This window comes from Pseudomonas sp. LBUM1647 (assembly GCF_059716175.1).
Genome location: NZ_CP166809.1, coordinates 2,548,065 through 2,566,211, shown reverse-complemented (window position 1 = coordinate 2,566,211; position 18,147 = coordinate 2,548,065). Strand labels below are relative to the sequence as shown.

General features: G+C 59.0%; 16 protein-coding genes and 3 pseudogenes. 11 read left to right on the top strand and 8 right to left on the bottom strand.

Annotation, left to right across the window (positions count from 1 at the left end; translation table 11 throughout):
* Nucleotides 1–2: 2 nt before the first annotated feature.
* A pseudogene (locus ACA059_RS11635) lies at nt 3–281 on the bottom strand (extracellular solute-binding protein); the annotation flags it as partial.
* Here ACA059_RS11635 and ACA059_RS11630 point away from each other — a divergent pair.
* Both ACA059_RS11630 and ACA059_RS11625 read left to right on the top strand, forming a co-directional pair.
* Nucleotides 280–876 (top strand): annotated as a pseudogene (locus ACA059_RS11630) (tetratricopeptide repeat protein); the annotation flags it as partial. The pseudogenes ACA059_RS11635 and ACA059_RS11630 overlap by 2 nt on opposite strands.
* 64 nt (nt 877–940) lie before the next feature.
* Nucleotides 941–1,435, top strand: coding sequence for a PaaI family thioesterase (locus tag ACA059_RS11625; RefSeq protein ID WP_497633888.1), 495 nt, complete (start codon nt 941–943; stop codon nt 1,433–1,435).
* 308 nt (nt 1,436–1,743) lie between these two features.
* Here the strand turns inward: ACA059_RS11625 and ACA059_RS11620 are convergent, their stop codons facing one another.
* Nucleotides 1,744–2,859: a formylglycine-generating enzyme family protein gene (locus ACA059_RS11620; RefSeq protein WP_497633887.1), complete on the bottom strand. Its 1,116-nt coding sequence runs from the start codon at nt 2,857–2,859 to the stop codon at nt 1,744–1,746.
* A gap of 186 nt (nt 2,860–3,045) precedes the next feature.
* Between ACA059_RS11620 and ACA059_RS11615 the strand changes: the two genes are divergently transcribed.
* Together ACA059_RS11615 and ACA059_RS11610 are read left to right on the top strand one after the other, a co-directional pair.
* Nucleotides 3,046–5,532 (top strand): arylsulfatase, encoded by a 2,487-nt coding sequence (locus tag ACA059_RS11615; RefSeq protein ID WP_497633886.1) that lies wholly within the window; start codon nt 3,046–3,048, stop codon nt 5,530–5,532.
* 110 nt (nt 5,533–5,642) lie between these two features.
* Nucleotides 5,643–7,265, top strand: coding sequence for a DUF1254 domain-containing protein (locus ACA059_RS11610; RefSeq protein ID WP_497633885.1), 1,623 nt, complete (start codon nt 5,643–5,645; stop codon nt 7,263–7,265).
* Here the strand turns inward: ACA059_RS11610 and ACA059_RS11605 are convergent.
* Nucleotides 7,258–7,779, bottom strand: coding sequence for a hypothetical protein (locus tag ACA059_RS11605; protein ID WP_497633884.1), 522 nt, complete (start codon nt 7,777–7,779; stop codon nt 7,258–7,260). The genes ACA059_RS11610 and ACA059_RS11605 overlap by 8 nt on opposite strands.
* Before the next feature lie 32 nt (nt 7,780–7,811).
* On the opposite strand from ACA059_RS11605, the gene ACA059_RS11600 reads away from it, so the two are divergent.
* From ACA059_RS11600 to ACA059_RS11580, 5 genes are all read left to right on the top strand, one after another.
* A complete protein-coding gene (locus ACA059_RS11600) occupies nt 7,812–7,976 on the top strand; it encodes a hypothetical protein (protein ID WP_497633883.1) in 165 nt (54 codons plus the stop codon).
* A 404-nt stretch (nt 7,977–8,380) separates the two neighbouring features.
* Nucleotides 8,381–8,782, top strand: coding sequence for a hypothetical protein (locus ACA059_RS11595; RefSeq protein WP_497633882.1), 402 nt, complete (start codon nt 8,381–8,383; stop codon nt 8,780–8,782).
* 153 nt (nt 8,783–8,935) lie between these two features.
* Nucleotides 8,936–9,511 (top strand): chorismate mutase, encoded by a 576-nt coding sequence (locus tag ACA059_RS11590; protein ID WP_497633881.1) that lies wholly within the window; start codon nt 8,936–8,938, stop codon nt 9,509–9,511.
* 58 nt (nt 9,512–9,569) lie between these two features.
* Complete coding sequence (locus ACA059_RS11585) at nt 9,570–9,998, top strand: nuclear transport factor 2 family protein (protein ID WP_497633880.1); 429 nt, start codon at nt 9,570–9,572, stop codon at nt 9,996–9,998.
* 181 nt (nt 9,999–10,179) lie between these two features.
* Nucleotides 10,180–11,895 carry an amidase gene (locus ACA059_RS11580; protein ID WP_497633879.1) on the top strand — a complete coding sequence of 572 codons (1,716 nt, stop codon included), beginning with the start codon at nt 10,180–10,182 and terminating at the stop codon, nt 11,893–11,895.
* Between the two features lie 64 nt (nt 11,896–11,959).
* On the opposite strand, the gene ACA059_RS11575 is transcribed toward ACA059_RS11580, so the two are convergent.
* The 3 genes from ACA059_RS11575 to ACA059_RS11565 form a co-directional block, all read right to left on the bottom strand.
* Complete coding sequence (locus ACA059_RS11575) at nt 11,960–13,021, bottom strand: sterol desaturase family protein (RefSeq protein WP_497633878.1); 1,062 nt, start codon at nt 13,019–13,021, stop codon at nt 11,960–11,962.
* A 79-nt stretch (nt 13,022–13,100) separates the two neighbouring features.
* Nucleotides 13,101–13,490, bottom strand: coding sequence for a c-type cytochrome (locus ACA059_RS11570; protein ID WP_497633877.1), 390 nt, complete (start codon nt 13,488–13,490; stop codon nt 13,101–13,103).
* Nucleotides 13,491–13,528: 38 nt separating this feature from the next.
* Entirely contained in the window at nt 13,529–14,494 is a 966-nt protein-coding gene (locus tag ACA059_RS11565; protein WP_497633876.1) for a GlxA family transcriptional regulator, read from the bottom strand.
* A gap of 105 nt (nt 14,495–14,599) precedes the next feature.
* Here ACA059_RS11565 and ACA059_RS11560 point away from each other — a divergent pair, with 105 nt between their 5' ends.
* Both ACA059_RS11560 and ACA059_RS11555 read left to right on the top strand, forming a co-directional pair.
* Nucleotides 14,600–15,169, top strand: coding sequence for an acyl-CoA thioesterase (locus tag ACA059_RS11560; protein ID WP_497633875.1), 570 nt, complete (start codon nt 14,600–14,602; stop codon nt 15,167–15,169).
* 194 nt (nt 15,170–15,363) lie between these two features.
* Nucleotides 15,364–15,486 (top strand): annotated as a pseudogene (locus ACA059_RS11555) (DUF7693 family protein); the annotation flags it as partial.
* Here ACA059_RS11555 and ACA059_RS11550 read toward each other — a convergent pair.
* On the bottom strand, nt 15,470–16,744 hold the full coding sequence (locus tag ACA059_RS11550) for a glucarate dehydratase family protein (RefSeq protein WP_497633874.1): 1,275 nt from the start codon (nt 16,742–16,744) through the stop codon (nt 15,470–15,472). The pseudogene ACA059_RS11555 and the gene ACA059_RS11550 overlap by 17 nt on opposite strands.
* On the bottom strand, nt 16,741–18,105 hold the full coding sequence (locus tag ACA059_RS11545; RefSeq protein WP_497633873.1) for an MFS transporter: 1,365 nt from the start codon (nt 18,103–18,105) through the stop codon (nt 16,741–16,743). The genes ACA059_RS11550 and ACA059_RS11545 overlap by 4 nt, the downstream gene beginning before the upstream one ends.
* Nucleotides 18,106–18,147 lie beyond the last annotated feature (42 nt).

Here is an 18,147-nt window from a genome sequence, read left to right as displayed (position 1 = left end):
CGTCACTTCGCGGTGGCGGTTTTGAACTTGGTCCAGGTGCGCATGCGCGCCCGCATATCGGGCTGGGGAATGTCCTTGCCAGGGATCAGCCGGGCATAAGTGGCCTCATCGAGGTAAATATCCGGGTTGTTGCGCATACTCGCATCGACGCTCGGACGTGCCTTGGTATTGGAGGTGGGATAGCCGGTGAAGTTACTGATGGCGGCCATGTTCTGCGGGCGCATGACGAAGTTGATGAAGGCATAGGCGTACTCCGGATGTTTGGCGTCGACCGGAATCGGCTGGATGAGCGATCGGCCTCGAGAGATCGCCGAAGGCGTACGGCTTGCGCGGCTGGCCGTGACACTCGGCCGGGATGATGCGGTGGCGCTGACGCGAGGCGGACATGCGCTTGCCCATCTCGCTGGCGATGTCGATGGCGGCATTGCCCTGCTCGACAGGGCGCGCCTGCTCAATCCCAACCTCGCCCCCGCCTGGTACCTGGGCGGTATCCTGCGCGCACTGCGCGGTGAAACAGACGAAGCGATTGAGCATTTGACCCATGCCGTTCGCTTGAGTCCGCTGGACCCGGAAATGTTCCGGATGCAGGTGGGAATGGCGCTCGCGTATTTCTTCGCCGGGCACTTCGACGCCGCTTCGGCCTGGGCGGAGAAGGCGCTGGGGAGCCTGCCCACCCTCCTGCCCTCGGTTGCCCTGAAGGCGGCCAGTCATGCGCTCACCGGGCAAATGGACAAAGCGAAGCAGGCGATACAGCGCCTGCACGAGCTGGAACCCTCGTTGCGCATCTCCAACCTGAAGGACTGGCTGCCCATCCAACGGCCCGAGGATCTCGCACGGCTCGCGGATGGACTGCGGCTGGCCGGGTTGCCCGAGTGACCGCGACCCGATTGCAGCGTTAAAATCCGACGGTTTGGTTCACATTTTTGAGGAGGATCACGGTATGTCCAGGCTCGACATCTCCCTGCAAGACACCGCCGCCCCTGAAGGCGTTTGTTACGGCTGTGGCAGCAGCAATCCGCACGGGCTTCACATCAAGAGCGTCTGGCATGAGGACGGCGTGCATGTCATGGCCGAACACGTGCCAGATGCCAAGTATTGCGGCTGGCCGGATCTGGTTTACGGCGGGCTGATAGCGATGCTGGTTGACTGCCATTCAAACTGGACGGCGATGGCTTATCACTACCGTATGGAACACCGCGAAGCTGGAAGCCTGCCCCGCATCAATTGCGTCACTGGCAACCTTGGCATCAAGTTCATCAAACCGACACCGATGGGTGTACCGCTGACCCTGCGTGCGAAAGTCGAAGGTGAAGTCGGACGCAAAACTCGCGTCATCTGTGAGGTCTACGCGGGGGATGTGCTGACGGCTATTGGAGACTCCGTTTTTGTTCGCGTAGATACCGAGCAACTGGCAGCCGCTGCTCATAGTCGGTAGGTTGCCTCCACGCATTGGCGGTTTGGCAGGAACCGCCAGAGTTCACCATCAAGTGAGGTTCAAATGGACAGCACTCACCGACCAAGCGTCCTTATTTTGGCCTCTATGAGGCTGACGGGGAGAAAGCCTTGGTCACGATTTCACTCAAATAGCCTCTCTTCCTGAAAGGTTGAAACCGGCGACACCTTGCTCAGTCGGTGAGCCCAACAGATAAGTCTTCGTGCGATACAAGCTCGAAGAACGAAATCCGATCCTGAGGCAGGCTATTTTCTTGACCGTAAAGCATGGCACCCGCGTGCATATCGCAATCAGCGCTTCTTTTCCCATTGATCATTGCTCATCACCAGGCGAAAGCCGAGATGCGACATGGAATTCATAGGGTCCGCGCCCTGCCTGGCACTGGTTCGAAAGCTCGTGCAGTAGCTGTCGCTACACAGAAAAGAGCCCCCTCGAATCACACGCTGCGGTGCGTTGGCCGTTACCCCGAGATCCGGGTCATAGCTGTCGGATGGACCCACCGGGTTAAACGATACTTCGCCTGTCGAATTCAGTTTGAGTCCAACTTTAAACGCATCAGCACGATACCAATCGGCGACCCACTGCCAAACGTTCCCGGACATGTCGTATAGCCCGTAGGCGTTAGGTCTGTAACTGCCTACCGGTTTGGTGCCGATTTTGAATTTGTTGCTGGCCCCGGACACGGGAAACGGTTGTACCTCATCCCAGGTGTTGGCCATCTTTTCGCCGCCCGGCGAGAAATCATTCCCCCACGCATAGTTCGCTTGTTCCAGTCCGCCTCTCGCGGCGTATTCCCATTCGGCCTCGGTCGGCAGGCGCTTTTGAGCCCACGCTGCGTACGCCTGTGCATCCTCGCGTGAAACCTGAACGACCGGATGGGTTTCCTTGCCCTCGATTGTGCTGTCGGGGCCCAGCGGGTGGCGCCAGTCAGCGCCCGGGACAAATGCCCACCACTGACTGAAATCATTCAATGGGATGGGTCTGTCTGTGCCCACGAAAACCAAGGCTCCAGGCACCATGAGACTCTCGTCCGGCTCAGGAGTACCCGGGGGCAACTGCACTTTCAGATCGTCCCATTCAGGTTTGCGTTCGGCGGTGGTGACGTAATGCGTTTCAGAAATGAAACGGGCGAAATCGGCATTGGTGACGTCGTAGCGGTCGATCCAATAGCCATCGAGTCGAACCTTGTGGGCCGGCCCCTCGTTGGGCCGCGCCTGCTTATGATCGCTACCCATCAAAAATTCGCCAGCAGGAAGCCAGACCATCTCCAGGGGGCCATTTTTTCCATCACCCAGTGTCAACGGTTCTGGACCGCGAAGGTGCTGATACACAGCAAAAGCCAGGCCGGCAGACACTATCCCGACTGCGACTAACGCGATGCCCAAGCGCTGTTTCCTGATAAGCATTTGCGCTCCCCTTGTTTCAGGCTGCGACCATTGCTGAGCCTTCCTGACATCAGCATCAGTTATAGGCGCCACGACTCTATTGTCAACGACCACTCAGGTTACGATCCGGGCGCTGAATTGGCTGGCGAGAAAGAAAAATGGTTCTACACTCCAGTGCCTGGGGTGTGGGGGTTACAGGAGCTGGCCATGGCCAATGCACACTGGGATCGACCTTCAAGACTGCACACGCGAGTCGGTGCAGGGCTGGCATTTGCCATGCTTGTGCTTTCGTCCGCCGACGCAGCGACTCCGCAAGTTTACGGGACGCCTGGGTCACCGAGCGCGACCACGACCATCGACGGCAGATATCTCCCGAACCCGCCCGCGGCATTCGGCGGCGTTATCAACCTCGACGCCACGACCTCGACGCCCTACTGGTCCCCGACCGTCGTACCGCCCAAAGACGCGCCGAATATCGTGTTGATCATCACCGATGACGTCGGCTTCGGTGCGCCCAGTACGTTCGGCGGCCTCATCCCGACGCCGACCATGGATCGCGTCGCAGCAGCCGGATTGCGCTTCACGCAATTCAATTCGACGGCGCTGTGCTCGCCGACGCGTGCTGCCCTGATTACCGGGCGCAATCACCATTCCGTCGGTTTCGGTGTCATCACGGAAATTTCAACGGGTTATCCCGGCTACAACAGCGTCATTACCAAGGACAAGGTGACCATTGGCAAAATTCTCAAGGACAACGGTTACGCAACGTCGTGGTTTGGCAAAAACCACAACACGCCGTCGTTCCAGATCAGCCAGGCCGGCCCGTTCGACCAATGGCCCATCGGCATGGGCTTTGATTACTTCTTCGGGTTCATGGGGGGCGAAACCAATCAGTGGCAACCGGGCAATCTGATGCGCAACACCACGCCGATCCATCCTTACGTTGGCAAACCGGGTTGGAACCTGATCACTGCGATGGCGGATGACGCCGTCAGCTACGTCAATGAATTGAACGCGCTCGATCCGAAGAAGCCGTTCTTTCTTTATTACGCGCCCGGCGGCACCCACGCGCCGCATCACCCGACGCCGGAATGGATCGCCAAGTTCAAGGGCAAATTCGACATGGGGTGGAACGCCGCGCGCGATCAGATCTTCGCCAATCAAAAGCGTCTCGGTGTCATCCCGCAGGAAGCCAAGCTCACGCCGTGGCCGGATTCACTGAAAAAATGGGACGAACTGCCAGCGGACGAGAAGCAACTGTATGCCCACCAGATGGAGGTCTATGCGGCCTATCTCGCGTACACCGACCATGAAATCGGCCGGGTGATCCAGGCGATTGATGACATGGGCAAGCTCGATAACACGCTGGTGATCTACATCAGTGGCGACAACGGTGGTAGTGCAGAAGGCACGCCAAATGGCACACCCAACGAGATGACCACCTTCAACGGCATCAACGTACCGGTGGCCGACCAGATGAAATACCTCGACGCCTGGGGTTCGGACCAGACCTATCCGCATATGGCCGTGGGCTGGACCTGGACCATGGACACGCCCTTCAAATGGACCAAGCAAGTGGCGTCACATTTTGGCGGCACGCGCCAAGGCATGGCCATTTCCTGGCCAGCCCGGATCAAGGATGCCGGCGGCATCCGAAACCAGTTTCACCACGTTATTGACATCGAGCCGACGATCCTCGAAGCCACCGGCATAGACGCGCCGCTCCAGGTAGACGGCATTGCGCAAAAGCCCATCGAAGGCACGAGCATGGCTTACCTCTTCGACAAGCCGAATGCCGCCAAGCCGTCCACGCGCACCACGCAGTACTTCGAAATGCTCGGCCTGCGCGCGCTCTACCACGAGGGTTGGATGGCATCGACGACGCCCTACCGCGCACCTTGGGACATCACCGCGCAGCCACCCAAGGACATCGTCAATGGCGTCAAATGGGAGCTGTACGACATCACCAAGGATTGGACCCAGAACGACGATGTCGCAGCAGCCAACCCTACCAAGCTCAAGGAGCTGCAAGATTTATTCTGGGTGGAAGCAAACAAGTATCAAGTGTTGCCGCTCGACGCTTCCGGTTTCACCCGCGTCGTTGCGCAGCGCCCGAGCATCGTGGCCGGACGCACTGAGTTCAATTACTTGTCGCCAGTCACCGGCATTCTTCCAGGCAACGAGCCCAACACATTGAACAAGTCCTATGTCATCACGGCTGACGTCACCGTTCCGGAGGGTGGGGGCGACGGTGTTCTGGTGACGGATGGCGGCCGCTTCGGTGGTTATGCCTTCTACCTCCTCAAAGGCAAGCCGGTTTTCAGCTACAACCTTGAGGGTGTGGCGCAATTCCGTTGGGAAGGGACCGAGGCGCTTACTCCCGGAAAGCACGGTATCAGCTTCGACTTTAAATACGCTGGGCCGGGATTCGGAAAAGGCGGCACCGGCGTGCTCTCGGTGGACGGCAAGCAAGTGGCGAGCCGTACGATCCCCAACAGCGTTCCATTCGTCTTCGGCGTGGATGAAAGTTTCGACGTCGGCTCCGACACCGGTACCCCCGTCGATGACAAGGATTACCAGGTGCCGTTCGCGTTCAACGGCTCGCTGCACAAACTCACCGTCAAGCTCGAACCGCCGCAGTTGAATGTCGCGGGCAAGGAAGCAGCCCAGAACAAGGTCGGCAACAAAGACTAGGAACGCACGTGAGCCAACTCGCACGAGACAACCCACGTCGTGAAAGTACACTTCCATCACCAGGTTTATTTGGGTAGTCAATGCAATAGACGCCTCTCAAGGAGAGCACTATGACGCACACGCTCAGACCACTGGCCGTACTGGCGACCTTCGTCGCGCTGGCCATTCCTGTATTAGCCGAGGCGCAGACCACCACCGAAATCCCCCCGGCGATCACCACACCCGATCGCCTCGAGACCCGTATCGGCACGCTGGAATTCAAGGACGGCGCGCCGAGCGCAAAAACCGCTCAGGACGTCTACGACACCCTGGCCTTCACGCGTGGTGTAGACGCGTTCATGAACAGTTTTTCGGGCGCCTCGGCCTATGCGGTTCGCGAGGGCTTCCATAGCATCGGGGCTGAGGACAACTCGGTGGTTATATTCTCTGAGTTGATGGACTCCAAATCGCTCTTTCTCACCGCCAACGTCGATACCATCTATACGCTCGCGGTCCTCGACTTGACGAAGGGCCCGTTAGTGGTTGAAGTGCCACCGAAGGCGCTCGGTACGCTCAATGATATGTGGTTCGGCTGGATCATCGACATCGGCGCGCCCGGTCCTGACCGCGGCGAAGGAGGCAAGTACCTGATCTTGCCGCCGGACTACGACGGTCCTCTTCCAGACAGCGGCTTCTTCGTCGGCCGATCAAAAACCAATCATGTGCTCTACGCCGTTCGCGCCTTCATGGAGAACAACGATCCGAAACCTGCTGTGGCCGCGATCAAACAATCGCTGAAGATCTACCCCTACACGCCGGGCGGATTTGGCACCAGCATTGCCACGGCACTCGAAGGCAACGTCAGGCTGGCGCCCAACCCACCGATACCGCCGACAAAATTCGTTGAGGGGAGCGGCAAGTCATTCAATACGATCGCGCCGAACGACTTCTCCTATTTCGAGATGCTCGACAAGCTCGTACAGCTGGAACCGGCCACCTCTTTCAACCCCGAACTCATTGGTCAGCTGGCGGCCATTGGCATCGTGAAGGGCAAACCTTTCAGCCCCGACGCCCGAATGAAGAAGATTCTCACCGACGCTGCTGCCGTTGGCAACGCGGCTGGGCGAGCGCTGAATTGGCGTGCCGCCGATTATCCCGGCTGGTCCCTTTATCCGAACTCGATGTGGGCCAACATGCTGTGGCAAGGTGGTTTCGACTTCGAGACGCCGCCGCCGACGATCACCAAGGAAGGCTTGTTCAAAGCGCTGGCACCGACTGGCGCGCGGACCCTCGATTCCCGCGCAGCCTTTTACTACGGCTACACCATGGATTCGCCGGGCATGATCATGCGATTGCCCAATGTCGGTTCGCAGTACCTCATGGGATTCACTGATGCTGAAAAAAATCCCTTCGATGGCGGCAAGACCTACAAGGTGACCCTGCCGCCGAAGATTCCAGCGGCCAAGTTCTGGTCGTTCACCGTCTACGACAACCAGACGCGGTCAATGCTTCAGACACCGCAGCGTTACCCGCGCGCAGGCAGCCAGACCTACCCTACACCGGCCGCCACTGAGAACGCGGATGGGTCCACAACAATCTTCTTCGGTCCTTCCAAGCCAGCTGATGCAAAGGAAGGCAACTGGATTCAAACCACACCCGACAAAGGATGGTTTACGCTCCTGCGCCTCTACAGCCCGCTTGAATCGTTCTTTACGAAAGAGTGGCGGCCGAGTGAGGTCGAACTGGTTAAGTAAGACTGACCATCTGTTTCAGCGAATGGCGCGAAGCGTCGCCGCTGAACGGGTACTTGCGCCCCAATGTTAGCCAACGTCCGCAGAGGGTCCAGGCTTCGAGGAATAGTCGCTGTTCGGCTTCTGCGGCGGCGATATACCCGGTGGCCGCGTGCGCCACGTCTCTGGCGTAATGCAGCATCGCCGTGGTCACGCAGTACAGCGCCTGGTCGTTCAGCAGCGGGGTGGCGAGGATGTCCTGCCATTTGCCGAAGCGTATCTGCACGTGGACCTTCATCGATACGAAGCCTTCCAGCCAGTCAGCCATGGGCGGCTGCTCCACGCGCAGCCGTTCTTCCCTGATGGTCGATATCAGCTGATCGGCGGCTTCCAGGGCCGGTTGGTACTGCCCGAGGAACATCGCCGAATAGAGTTTGAAGTGGTAGTTGTGGCATCGATACAAGGTGTAGAAGTTGAGTGGCCCTTCCTGTTCGAGGTATTTGCTGTCGGCCAGGACTGCCCGACTATTGGTGACCATGGCCCACGGTAATCACCGCAGAGCACGTCGATATGCGACGGCATATGGCGCAAATGTCCGGAGTCCGGCACCAGGTCACGCAGGACATCGCCGGCGCGCAATGCCCGTTCCGGGTAGGGCGACATTTCCAGGGTGTGGACGTACATGTGCAGCACGCCGGGGTGCGGCGCATCGCCTTGCTGTTCCATCCGCCGTAGTGCCCGTTCCAGCACGGCCACCGTTTCAAGCGCGTCGGCAAATATCGCAACGACATCGGGATCTTCGGGAAAGGCTTTGTAGACATCGCGCATGGACGCGGCGTAGGCATCCCAACGCTTGTTGTAGTGGGGGCCCGAAGCGTAAGCGATGCCTCAGTAGGCCATCGCGCAATCGCGGTCATGTTCGATCGCCTTGTGGAAACAGCGTATGGATTCGTCGTGGTTGTAGCCGTAACACCATACCAAGCAAGCATACCTCCGCGGTTCTGGCTGAGCGTAGAGCCGACAGCAGGAGAATCATTGCCGGCGTCGATAGTCACCATCAACTCAATGAAGTTCTCATAAAAAATCCGCGGCGTAACATCAGCGCCATACCCAACAACTACACCCCGGAGCACACCATCATGAAACGCCAAATCCTCCTCAGCATCGCTTTCTCGGTTTTTGCAGTTAACGCTTTCGCCGCTACCTCCACTCACCCGGTTGTCGCTGAAGGCGGCTCGGATCGTCTGATTGAAAGTCGTGTGGCTGAAGGTGGTTCGGATCGTCTGATCGAAAACCGCGTTGCTGAAGGTGGTTCGGATCGTCTGATCGAGAACCGTGTTGCTGAAGGTGGCTCCGATCGTCTGATCGAAAACCGTGTTGCTGAAGGTGGCTCCGATCGTCTGATCGAAAAACGTGTTGCCGAAGGTGGTTCGGATCGTCTGATCGAAAACCGCGTTGCTGAAGGTGGTTCGGATCGTCTGATCGAAAAACGCGTTGCAGAAGGTGGCTCCGATCGTCTGATCGAAAACCGCGCTGTATAAATGAATGGCTTGACCGCAGCACTCAACGAAAAGCCCGGCCTGACAAGCCGGGCTTTTTCGTGCACAAAATAAATCGATCCCTGCTTAATGCCTCCGCCGCACCTGTGATACATAACACCTGATTGTGAGTCCCGTACCCAATGAGGTTTGCCCATGCTCCATTCCCCACGCTTACCGCAACTGCTGATCTGCGCCGTCCTCGGTTTACTCGCCAGCAGCGCACAGGCCGGTGCGCCCTCCCCGGTGCCCGATAGCTTGCAACCGCTGCTGGTGACGTTGAACGAACGCCTGGGCATTGCTGATCTTGTGGCGCTGACCAAGTGGGACAGTGGCAAACCGATCCAGGACAGTGCCCGGGAAGCGCAAGTCATCGCCAACGCCAGGAAGCTGGCCGTTGACCGCACACTGGCCCCCGACGAGTTCGCCGAATTGATCGCCGCACAGATTGAAGCCAACAAGCTGGTGCAGTACGGACTGGTGGCCCAATGGCGAGCGGCTGGCAAGGCGCCGGACACGCCGCGGCCAGACCTCGCCAATCAAATCCGGCCACAGCTCGACGAGCTGCAAAACCGCCTGTTGCAGCAATACGCCGCCTTCGCGCCCTATCGCAATGACCCGGAATGCGAGAACTGGCTAGCCACGGCACGATCCGGCCTCATCAAGGACAGTCTGCATGGTCAGGCACTGATACGCGCCACCGGGGAACTGTGTGTCGCTGAGCGATCGTGAAACACTGCATGAGCAACACCGAAGCGTTTGCAAAACAACAAAAATACAGGAGTTGAAAATGTCTGAACTGAAACTGCATCCCAACGCCGCAGAATCCTTGAACCAGTGGCACGACATGATCAGCAAGGGTGACTTGAGCGCCTTGCCCGGTTTGTTGGACCCACAGGCGATATTCCGCTCCCCGATGGCGCACACGCCTTACCCGGGTGCGGCCGTGGTATCGATGATTCTCAACACGGTCATCGAGGTATTTGAGGATTTTGTCTACCACCGGGAACTGTCGACCGCAGACGGGTTGAGTGTCGTCCTGGAGTTCACCGCCAACGTCGGCGGGAAAGCGTTAAAGGGCATCGACATGATCCGGTTCAACGAACAAGGAAAAATCGTTGAGTTTGAGGTGATGGTCCGTCCCTTGAGTGGCCTGCAAGCCTTGGGCGAGCAAATGGGACAACGCCTTGGCGCTTACCTGGCGACCAGCAAAGCCTGATGACGTTGCATCGCCTTGGGCGATGCCTCTGCTCCCGGCTTGGTGTTAAATAGAGCGCGAAAAGCAGCGCAACGAGAACACCGATGAATACCTTTTTTGAGATAAGTGATGTCCCTGAGCCCAACATTCAGCGTGATGGAAACATTCATCGCGTCGCCCATCAGCAGATGGTGGTAACAGCATGATCGAGGTCACCGAAGTTTCCATTGCCGAACTGCGTACTGCGCTCGAGTCTGGTCGAACCACTGCGGTTGAGCTGGTCCAGGCCTATCTCGCCAGGATCGATGCCTACGACGGTCCCGACACGCCCACCGCCCTCAACGCGGTGGTGGTTCGAAACCCCGAGGCGCTGAACGAGGCGCAGGCGTCCGATGCTCGTCGGGCCAAGGGCGAGACGCTGGGTCCGCTCGATGGCATACCCTATACGGCCAAGGACAGTTACCTGGTGAAGGGGCTCACCGCTGCCTCCGGCAGTCCCGCCTTCGCGAACCTGATCGCCTATCGCGATGCGTTCACGATCGAACGGCTTCGCACCGCTGGCGCGATTTGCCTGGGCAAAACCAACATGCCGCCCATGGCAAACGGCGGCATGCAGCGCGGGGTCTACGGGCGTGCGGAAAGCCCGTACAACGCTGACTATCTCACCGCCCCCTTCGCCTCGGGTTCATCGAACGGCGCCGGCACCGCAACTGCCGCCAGCTTCGCGGCATTCGGTCTCGCGGAAGAAACCTGGTCGAGCGGACGCGGCCCCGCATCAAACAATGGTTTGTGTGCCTACACGCCTTCGCGCGGGGTGATCTCGGTGCGTGGCAACTGGCCGTTGACGCCGACGATGGACGTTGTCGTGCCGTTTGCCAGAACGATGGCCGACTTGCTCGAGGTGCTCGACGTGGTGGTGGCGGATGATCCCGACACACGGGGCGATCTGTGGCGGATGCAACCTTGGGTGCCGATTCCGAGTGTCGCCTCGGTGCGTCCCGCTTCCTATGCCGAATTGGCGGTGGAGTCCGATGCACTGGCAGGAAAGCGCTTTGGCGTTCCGCGCATGTACATCAACGCGGATCCGGATGCCGGCACGAGCGATGCGCCTGGCATCGGTGGTCCGACGGGGCAGCGAATCATCACCCGTCCTTCCGTGATCGGGCTCTGGGAAGAGGCGCGCAAGGCACTCGAAGCTGCCGGTGCGGAAGTGATCGAGGTCGATTTCCCGCTGGTCTCCAATTGCGAGGGTGATCGTCCCGGTGCGCCGACCGTATTTACGCGGGGCCTGGTGTCCAAAGAGTTCCTGCATCATGAGTTGTGGGACCTGTCGGCCTGGGCGTTCGATGATTTTCTGCGGGCCAATGGCGATCCCAAGTTGAACCGCCTGGCCGATGTCGACGGACCGCTGATTTTCCCCCACGACCCGGGCACGCTCCCCAACCGGGAGGACGAACTTGCCGCAGGCATGGACGAGTACGTGAAAATGGCCGAACGCGGCATTACCCCGTGGGACCAGATCACCACGCTGCCTGACGGACTGCGCGGACTTGAACAGACGCGTCGGATCGATCTTGAGATCTGGATGGATCGGTTGAGGCTCGATGCGGTGCTGTTCCCGACGGTTGCCGACGTGGGGCCGGCGAATGCCGATGTCGATCCGAAGTCTGCGGATATCGCGTGGAGCAATGGCGTTTGGGTCGCCAACGGCAACCTCGCTATCCGGCACCTGGGCGTTCCCACGGTCACAGTGCCGATGGGCGTCATGCCGGACATCGGCATGCCCGTCGGGCTGACATTCGCCGGTCGTGCCTATGACGATTCGACGCTGCTGCGCCTGGCTTCGGCGTTCGAATCGACCGGGGCAAAACGAATGATCCCGCCTCGCACCCCACCCTTGCCGGTTGGCAAACAATAGAAAGAGCGGGATTGGGGCTTTACACGCTCCAATCCCGTCCACTGATTGAACGTCGTCCCGGAATTCAGCGCCAACGTCGAGGGAAGATCGTTAACGAGAGTTTTTCGGCGAAACGCGACGGCCATTCCATGGCACGCCTGGCGGGGAACTTGCGGGCGGTGTCCACAAAGGGCGTGACGATCAGGCTATAGAGCGTCAGGTAACGGTCGTGGTCCTGTTTGCCGGTGCCGAACTGAATAGGCTCGGGCGTCGAGTGCGTGACGTAGAGCGTACCGAACATCCAGTCCCAGAGTGACAGGTTGATACCGAAATTCTTGTTGAAGTGTCGGGGCGCGTCACTGTGATGAATCTGGTGCTGTGCCGGGCTGTTCAGTACATGCTCGACCACGGGCCCGAAAGAAAGCCAGACATGGCTGTGACGCAGGTTGGCCGCCAAGGCATTGAGGATCAAGACCATATACGTCACGCCGAACAAGGTGTACCGGCTGATCTCCCCGCCACAGGCGTACCAGAAGACCCCGGCAAAAGCGCCGAGGAAGACGGTGTCAGTCAGTTTTTCGACCATTTTTTCCACAAAGTGAATCCGGCTTGCCGTCGCCGGCACCAGGACGGGCGCGGAATGATGGACTTTGTGGAACGCCCACAGATACCGGGAATGAAAGGCGCGATGGCCCCAGTAATGGATGAAGTCTTGCACCAGAAACACGCCCAGCCCGTAGAGCAAGGAAAGTGAGAGGTTCTCCCCCACCTGCACGCGCGCGCCCCAAAGATTGTTGAAAAACGAGATGTAGTCGCCGGAACGCAGGACGTACGGATCGACCAGGCCAACAATGGGCAGCACCAGCGCGACCTTCAGGATGGCCCGCACGAAGTAGTACCGGTAATCCAGCAACGCCGAGGGATGAAAATGAACCCGGTGCCCGCCGATGAACTGCCAGAAAGAACGTGCGTCGGTCAGCCCGCGATATTTTCTGAAGCGGTACAGGCTGTAGGCGATGCTGTAGGACACGCAGAGAAACACGATGCTGAAGCGGCCGTTCAGATCGAAAATGCCAAGAAGCTGATCCGTGACAGGCTCGATCACCCACTTGATCAAGTTGTCATACAGAAACGCGAGTACATCCATGAACGGCTGCCCCACCGTCAAAAGAGGGAAATTGTAAATCAGATCGTAATCCGCGGGTGTCCCGCGCCTGGCGAAATTCCTACTGCGGCTGAAACGTCTGAAGGTACGCCAACAGGTTTTCAATCTTTTCCGGATCGCTGAGCCCCCAGAAAATCATGCGGGTGCCGGGCACCACTTCTTTTGGATCTTCAAGGTACGCGGTCAGCGTTTCGCGGGTCCAGACGATGCCGGCGGATTTCATCGCATCGGAATATTGGTAATCCGTGGTGGTGCCCGAAGGGCGTCCAAAAATGCCATTGAGCTGCGGCCCGAATGAACCGCGTGCCGACTCCCCGACCTGATGGCAACCACCGCATATCCGCTTGAACAGTGTCGCACCCGCTTCAGCATCGCCGGCTGCCTGTGCTTGCATGCTGAATAATCCCGCATTGAGCATCAGGGCGAAGGTGAATACGGCGGCTTTCTGCATGCTCTGCTCCCAATCATTTGTGGCTTGGCGCCAGTGAATCAACTCGCACCTGCTTGAAACTTTTTCCTGTACGCCGCCGGCAGCAAACCCACTCGCTGGCGAAACAGTCTACGGAACGAATTGCCGTCTTCGTAGCCCACGGCGTAAGTGATGCTGTCGAGTGTCATGCGGGTGGATTCAAGAAGCTGTTTTGCCTTCTCCAGACGCAGGGTTTGCAGGTAGGTAATGGGCGTGTAACCGGTGGCCTCCTTGAAACGCCGTTTGAAGTTCCTGACGCCGAACCCGAATCGCTGGGCGACGTCATCAATCAGCAATGGCTGTTCGAAGTGTTCCTCCAGCCAGTGTTGAACCCGCAGGATGTCGCCATCCCCATGGTTCTTCGGCAATGACCACATGACGTACACCGATTGCTCGCTGCGCACAGCGTCGACCAGCAAGTATTTGCCGCACTTTTGCGCCAGTTCCAGTGAAGCGAACCGGCGCACAAGGTGCAGTAAAAGATCCATGGAGGCACTCGCGCCCCCGCAAGTGATCACGCGATTGTCCTCGCAGAGGATCTGCGTCTCCTCCAGACAGACCTCGGCATACCGACGACGAAACAGGTCTGCAAAAGCCCAGTGCGTGGTGGCACGAACGCCGTCGAGCAGGCCCGCTTCGGCCAGCAGGAATGCCGCCGTACACATCGACGCCACCACGGCACCCTGCGCATGCTGTTGACGCAGCCATGGCCCATAAGCTGAAAAGGCCGGCAAGGCGTCCTTCAGGGTGAAGAGGAATCCGGGGATCAGCACCAGATCGGTTCGCGGGATCTCGACGGTGGACAGGTCCACGCGCAGCGTCTGCCCTCCCCACGCGGCGACATCACCACCATCAAGCGAGGCGATGACCACGTCGAAAGGCGAGCCGGCAGTGTCTGCAAACAGGTTGGCGGCGCTGAGCACTTCCAGGGCCATCGTGGCGCTGGCGGCGGAACATTGATCAGCCAGTAAAAGCGTGACGTGCATAACTGATCCTATTGCGCTTTTCGCATGAAAAAAGTCATTTGCGCACCTACCTTACCCGATCCTTCCTCCCTAAAGTGCACGCCTCATTCAATCATCGGCGTACTTATGAATCTCTGGTTCCGACTTCTCCTCATGCTGTTTCGTCGTCCATGGAGCAAGCCGGTTGACGCCTTGGCCACCACCGTCGTCCACATGCGCGTCTGGCCGCTTGATCTCGACCTCAACCGACACGTTACCAATGGCCGGTATTTCACCCTGGCCGATATAGGACGCATGGACTACGTGCTGCGCAGCGGTGCATTCCGGGTGGCGCTGCGCAATAAGGCCGTGCCTATCGTCGGGGACACCTGGGGCAAGTTCCGACGTGAGCTGAAGCTGTTCGAAGCGTTCGAGATTCACACCAGGATGCTTGGCTGGGACGACAAGTGGAGCTTTCTGGAGCACCGCTTCGTGAGCAAGGGCCGTGTGGTCGGCGTCGTGGTAATGCGGGGTCTGTTCCGCTCTGCCAAAGGCACGGTTGCACCTGGCGAGTACGCCCGGGAGCTGGGATTGGCTGAACAGTCGCCGCCGATGCCGGCGTGGCTGACCGACTGGTCGCAAAGCTGCAACGACATGAGCCGTGAGCTTCGAGAGGAAGAAGGTCAGCCTGCACGGCGCCCGCAGACCGTCGCGTAATGCTGTTCACTTAAGCGCGGCGTCCACATTTGTGGCGAGGGGATTTATCCCCGTTCGGCTGCGAAGCAGTCGTAATCCAGACAACTTAGTCTGTCTGAAAAGACGTTGGGGCCGCTTCGCAGCCCAACGGGGATAAATCCCCTCGCCACAGGTGCTAGCTCGACTGAAGAATGTCTTAAGTGAACAGTATTACGGACGGTCGCGAGGGCGTGCTCGACAGTTGGCAACGTTACGGCACCGACCCGGTCAGTTTGCTCAGCACCTGGGAGCTGGCACAGATCGAGCGTTTGCTGACTGAACTCAAAAACGCGGTTTGACCGCCTTCCACTCCGGCTTGTAACGCTGCATCTGTTTCACGTCATCGCGCTGACGAATGCCGCAAGTCAGGTATTGATCATGCAGCTTGCCCAGTTGATCGTGATCCAGCTCCAGGCCCAACCCGGGCACGCGGGTGATCTTCACGCATCCATCGACGATGGGTATTTTGCCACCCTTGATCACTTCTTCATCCGGCTCCTGCCACGGGTAATGCGTGTCACAGGCGTAGTCCAGATTGGGCACCGCAGCGGCGACATGCGCCATCGCCATCAGGCTGATGCCCAAATGGGAGTTGGAATGCATCGACACGCCTAAGCCAAAGGTGTCGCACATTTTCGCCAGCGCCTGGGTGTCGCGCAGGCCGCCCCAGTAGTGGTGGTCGGCGAGGACGATCTGCACGCTGTTCAAAGCAACACTGCGGCGGAACTCATCGAAGTCGGTGACCACCATGTTGGTCGCCAGCGGCAGACCGGTGCGCTTGTGCAGTTCGGACATGCCGTCCAGGCCCGGCGTCGGGTCTTCGTAATATTGCAGGTCATCGCCCAGCAGTTCGGCCATGCGAATCGAGGTTTCCAGCGACCAGTTGCCGTTCGGGTCGATGCGCAACGGGTAACCGGGGAAAGCCTTTTTCAGCGCCTTGATGCACGACACTTCGTGCTCCGGTGGCAGCGTGCCGGCCTTGAGCTTGATGCTCTTAAAACCGTTGGCCTCGATCATGCGCCGCGCTTGGGCGACGATCTGTTCTTCGTTCAGCGCTTCGCCCCAACTGTCGGGTTTGTAGGGTGAGTCGACATGCTGGGCATACTTGAAGAACAGGTAGGCGCTGAACGGTATTTCGTCGCGAATCGCCCCGCCCAGCAAGTCCACCAACGGCACGTTCAACGAGTGTGCCTGCAAATCCAGGAACGCCACTTCGAACGCCGAATACGCGTTGCTCACCGCTTTGCTGGCATGGGAGCCCGGCGCCAGTTCCGCACCGGCAATGCTCGCCGGTTTGTTCGCCGCCACGGTGGCTTGCACGATGCGACGCAGTTGATTGAGGTTGAACGGGTCGAGGCCGATCAACTGGTCTTGCAGTTGCTGCTGGATCAACAGCGCCGGGGCGTCACCGTAGCTTTCACCCAGGCCAATGTAGCCGTTGTCGCTTTCAATCTCGATGATCGAGCGCAGCGCAAACGGTTCGTGGATACCACTGGCGTTGAGCAGCGGCGGATCACGGAAAGCGATGGGGGTGACGGTGACTCGTTTGATTTTCAAGAAGCTGCTCCCTTTGAACCTGAACTCAAGGCTTGTTGACTGATGGATTTTTCAGGCGTTGCGACGTCGCCACGCGGTGCGGTGCGAGCGAAAAAGATCACCACGGCGGCGACCAGTGACGTGGCCGCCAAACCGTAGAGGCCGCCTTCGATGGAGCCGGTTTTTTGCTCCAGGAAACCGAACGCCGTCGGGGCGACGAAACCGCCGAGGTTGCCGATGGAATTGATCAAGGCGATCACGGCGGCGGCGATGCGAGCGTCCAGATAGCCTTGCGGAATCGGCCAGAACAATGCCGAGGCAGCCTTGAAACCAATGGCGGCAAAACAGATGGCGACGAAGGCAAAGATCGGCCCGCCGGTGGTGGACATGAACATGCCGAACGCGGCGATCACCAGGGTCAAGGCCACCCAGGCTTGCTGGTGTTTCCATTTGCTGGCCATGGCGGCGAAGCCATACATCGCGATGATCGAAATGATCCACGGAATCGAGTTGAGCAGGCCCACCTGGAAGTCGCCGAGGTTGCCCATTTTCTTGATCATGCTCGGCAGCCAGAACGTGGCGCCGTAGATGGTCAGGGCGATGGAAAAGTAGATGAAGCAGAACAGCGCGATCTGCTTGTCGGCCAGCAGCTTGAACATCGACGGCTTGACTGTCTGTGTGGCTTCGCGGGCCTGTTGTTCCAGTGCGATGGCGTCAACCAGTGCGTCCTTTTCTTCGGCGCTCAGCCATTTCGCCTCGCGGGGATGGGATTGCAACCAGAACCAGACAAATCCACAGAGCACGATCGAAGCAAAGCCTTCGACCAAGAACATCCACTGCCAGCCATGCAGGCTGAAACCGCTGACATTCAACAGCGCGCCGGAGACGGGACCGGAGATCACCGAGGCAATGGCCGAACCGCTGAGGAAAATCGCCATGGCTTTGCCGCGTTCAGTCGACGGCAGCCATTGGGTGAAGTAGTAAATGATGCCGGGGAAAAACCCTGCTTCGGCGGCACCGAGAACAAAACGCAGCACATAGAAACTGGTTTCGCCGCGCACAAACGCCATGGCCATCGCCGCCGCGCCCCAGGTGAACATGATGCGCGTCAGCCAGGCGCGAGCACCGTAGCGTTGCAGCAGCATGTTGGAGGGGACTTCGAAGATCGCGTAACCGATGAAGAACAACCCGGCGCCCAGGCCGTAGGCTGCTGCGCCAATGCCGAGGTCGGTTTCCATGTGGCTGCGCACGAAGCCGATGTTGACCCGGTCGATGTAGTTGACGATGAACATCACCACAAACAGCGGCAGCACATGGCGTTTCACCTTGGCCGCGGCGCGGGCGAGTACATTCGGGTCCGGCGGACTCTGGACGGTATTCAAGGGGCAACTCCCAATCATTGTTTTTTTAGGGACAGGCCGATG

Bases quoted from the DNA above. Each gene is read 5' to 3' on its own strand.
- ACA059_RS11625 (WP_497633888.1), top strand. From the start codon at position 941: ATGTCCAGGCTCGACATCTCCCTGCAAGACACCGCCGCCCCTGAAGGC.
- ACA059_RS11620 (WP_497633887.1), bottom strand. From the start codon at position 2,859: ATGCTTATCAGGAAACAGCGCTTGGGCATCGCGTTAGTCGCAGTCGGG.
- ACA059_RS11615 (WP_497633886.1), top strand. From the start codon at position 3,046: ATGGCCAATGCACACTGGGATCGACCTTCAAGACTGCACACGCGAGTC.
- ACA059_RS11610 (WP_497633885.1), top strand. From the start codon at position 5,643: ATGACGCACACGCTCAGACCACTGGCCGTACTGGCGACCTTCGTCGCG.
- ACA059_RS11605 (WP_497633884.1), bottom strand. From the start codon at position 7,779: ATGGTCACCAATAGTCGGGCAGTCCTGGCCGACAGCAAATACCTCGAA.
- ACA059_RS11600 (WP_497633883.1), top strand. From the start codon at position 7,812: ATGCGACGGCATATGGCGCAAATGTCCGGAGTCCGGCACCAGGTCACG.
- ACA059_RS11595 (WP_497633882.1), top strand. From the start codon at position 8,381: ATGAAACGCCAAATCCTCCTCAGCATCGCTTTCTCGGTTTTTGCAGTT.
- ACA059_RS11590 (WP_497633881.1), top strand. From the start codon at position 8,936: ATGCTCCATTCCCCACGCTTACCGCAACTGCTGATCTGCGCCGTCCTC.
- ACA059_RS11585 (WP_497633880.1), top strand. From the start codon at position 9,570: ATGTCTGAACTGAAACTGCATCCCAACGCCGCAGAATCCTTGAACCAG.
- ACA059_RS11580 (WP_497633879.1), top strand. From the start codon at position 10,180: ATGATCGAGGTCACCGAAGTTTCCATTGCCGAACTGCGTACTGCGCTC.
- ACA059_RS11575 (WP_497633878.1), bottom strand. From the start codon at position 13,021: ATGGATGTACTCGCGTTTCTGTATGACAACTTGATCAAGTGGGTGATC.
- ACA059_RS11570 (WP_497633877.1), bottom strand. From the start codon at position 13,490: ATGCAGAAAGCCGCCGTATTCACCTTCGCCCTGATGCTCAATGCGGGA.
- ACA059_RS11565 (WP_497633876.1), bottom strand. From the start codon at position 14,494: ATGCACGTCACGCTTTTACTGGCTGATCAATGTTCCGCCGCCAGCGCC.
- ACA059_RS11560 (WP_497633875.1), top strand. From the start codon at position 14,600: ATGAATCTCTGGTTCCGACTTCTCCTCATGCTGTTTCGTCGTCCATGG.